4 protein-coding genes are annotated in these 2,335 nt (G+C 34.9%); all 4 read right to left on the bottom strand.

Annotation, left to right across the window (positions count from 1 at the left end; translation table 11 throughout):
- Window positions 1–150: 150 nt before the first annotated feature.
- The 4 genes from NBH01_RS26445 to NBH01_RS26460 all read right to left on the bottom strand — a co-directional run bounded on the left by NBH01_RS26445 (window position 151) and on the right by NBH01_RS26460 (window position 2,194).
- Window positions 151–603, bottom strand: a complete 453-nt coding sequence (locus tag NBH01_RS26445) for a DMP19 family protein (protein WP_115485216.1) — start codon at window positions 601–603, stop codon at window positions 151–153.
- A 72-nt stretch (window positions 604–675) separates the two neighbouring features.
- Window positions 676–1,254: a hypothetical protein gene (locus NBH01_RS26450; protein ID WP_007754578.1), complete on the bottom strand. Its 579-nt coding sequence runs from the start codon at window positions 1,252–1,254 to the stop codon at window positions 676–678.
- A gap of 47 nt (window positions 1,255–1,301) precedes the next feature.
- A complete protein-coding gene (locus NBH01_RS26455) occupies window positions 1,302–1,724 on the bottom strand; it encodes a hypothetical protein (protein WP_117830284.1) in 423 nt (140 codons plus the stop codon).
- Window positions 1,725–1,768: 44 nt separating this feature from the next.
- On the bottom strand, window positions 1,769–2,194 hold the full coding sequence (locus NBH01_RS26460; RefSeq protein ID WP_117874107.1) for a hypothetical protein: 426 nt from the start codon (window positions 2,192–2,194) through the stop codon (window positions 1,769–1,771).
- Window positions 2,195–2,335: the final 141 nt, after the last annotated feature.

Consider the following 2,335-nt stretch of genomic DNA (forward strand, 5'->3'; position numbering starts at 1 on the left):
TCCCATTCATTCATTTCTGAAATAAAATTTAGAACGAGTTCTTCAATCGTTTTTTTTGTTACATCATCCATAATTGCGCCTTTATATATGTTTTTTGAACGTTATAATTATCTATTATTAATGGCTAAGCGGGGAACGCTGTAAGCGTTATCACGCTTCGTTATCTATATTTTCAACTGAATCAGAATGGAATTTTAGAAGCATAAGCCGCATAATATTTTCCTTATCTTCCCAATATTCCTCGTCTATTTTATTCAACTTGGTGATTTCGTTCTCTGTCAAATGCTTGGGAATATCCCGTAGCTCTTGTAATTGGCTGTCATTTTCCAATCTTTGGATGATGCTGTATGCCTGTATAAGAAGTTGTTCTGTATATGTTGCGTTAATTGCTCCCAGTCCTTTGATTGCAAGCAAATAAGCATCATAGCCCCAATTACAGAAGAATTGAAGAAATCCACCATTATACATTTCAAGTTCCAGCCAATATAATGCGGCGACCATACTGTCTGTTTCCCCCATATCTTGATAATCGGGACGAATTTCTGTAAACTTACGTCCAATAGGAGAAAAGGATTGCTCCCAATATTGTTCTAAATTTTCCATTCTTATTGCTTTTGTTATAGATAATGGTTCAGCAGGGAACGGCTTGCCGTTATCCTGCGTTGTTAGCTGTATCTATTTTAGAAAATCCAAATCAAAATAATATTGATTGTCATTCTTCGGATTTATGTAAATCGTTGTCATTCCATAGTGTTGCAATAGCATTTCCAATGAAACTTTTTCCTTCAAGATTGCATCACTGCGAAATGTTTTTGTCTTTCCATTGTATTTGGTTGTGTACGTTACGGTGCATATTGTAGTGGACACAATTTGTTCACTATGATAAATGTCAGGGAATAAATAGCCACTGACACCATTCCAAAATTGGATTTCCCATGTATGGAATATCCGAAAGATAGGCTCTTGCATCCTTGATTTCTTGGTATTCCATTTCTGTGTAGTGACTTCACATTGGTTTAAATCAACAAATAATTGTATTCCATGCCTTTTTATTTGTTTTGTAGCCTGTTTTACTCTATATTTATAAATAGTATCACCAATAAGTCCGGAATTCAACCAAACAACCAATAAGATAGCTCCCGATATTCCAATAGCATACCATTTTGCAGCAAAGCAAATGCCCACACCGAATACATAAATCCAAATAAAAATAAATCCAAGTATTCTCAATATTTTATTCTCATAGATTTTCATGTCATATAATTACAGCTAATGGTTTGGAAAGGAACACCGTTCAGGGGTTATCTTTCCTTGTTACCAATGAATTTACTTTTGTATATAGCGTACTCTACTGTGTAAGTAGCCAGCTTCACGCCTAAGAACATGCCTACAAGCAATATATATGCTACTAAGCAATATTGATTATACAAGAGGTCTTTTAAGAATACAGGTATCAATAAGGCTATGATTGTAGCGTTCTGAAACCACTTCTGTACTTTCAATAAGAGGTTAATATATAAATGGTTTCCTATGTAATTGAACCCCCATTTATAATTATGCCGTTTCAGGTAAGACAATGAAAACCAAAGTCCTACAAGTGAAGCAATAAGGGCTACTCGCCACCATGCTCCCATGTAAGGGAACATACCTTTTAAGAATGTCAGCAAAACAATGCCTATTATGCTACATTCATATACTATTCTTACTTTTGTTACATCATTCATATTATGTACGCTATTTGTTGGTAATGGCTAAGCGGGGAACGCTGTCAAGCGTTATCCCGGTTTGTTAATAACTTTTTTCTTCTCAATAGATGCGAAACTCCAATTGCCAAGAGCAGATAGGCAACCAGCAAACCTTGATAAAACCAATACTTATGAAATTTGCCTATGTCTGCTAAAAAAATCTTTTCGCTTGAACCTTGATGAACCACTAATCTATATTCATCACAAAACAAATAATATTCAAAACTCATTAGGTAGGCAAGTGCCAATATAGATAAAGCGATTAGGCGTGATATTTTATGATGTAGCCACAAATCGCTTCCGATAAATAGCACTGAAAAGACAGCCCAATACATAGATGCAAGCGAAAAATGCCACCCTGTTCCGTATAAGGGACTTATAATACCTACACCTGCATAAAGCGTACTTGCCAATAGTAAGTAATACAATATTATTTTTATAATTTTCATGTTTCGCACTATTGTTATTAATGGTTAGAAAGGAGCATCGTTAGATGCTATCTTTCGTTGTTAGATATTTATTGCCCTTTCCCGCTTGGGGATATTGAACAAAAGTTGCCTTTATAATTCGATTATTACAGTTAAATGGTA

Source organism: Bacteroides sp. B1-V-101 (assembly GCF_023656585.1).
GTDB classification, from domain to species: Bacteria; Bacteroidota; Bacteroidia; order Bacteroidales; family Bacteroidaceae; genus Bacteroides; species Bacteroides thetaiotaomicron.

Excerpts from the sequence above, each read along its gene's own strand:
- NBH01_RS26460 (WP_117874107.1), bottom strand. The coding sequence starts at position 2,194 with ATGAAAATTATAAAAATAATATTGTATTACTTACTATTGGCAAGTACG.
- NBH01_RS26445 (WP_115485216.1), bottom strand. The coding sequence starts at position 603 with ATGGAAAATTTAGAACAATATTGGGAGCAATCCTTTTCTCCTATTGGA.
- NBH01_RS26450 (WP_007754578.1), bottom strand. The coding sequence starts at position 1,254 with ATGAAAATCTATGAGAATAAAATATTGAGAATACTTGGATTTATTTTT.
- NBH01_RS26455 (WP_117830284.1), bottom strand. The coding sequence starts at position 1,724 with ATGAATGATGTAACAAAAGTAAGAATAGTATATGAATGTAGCATAATA.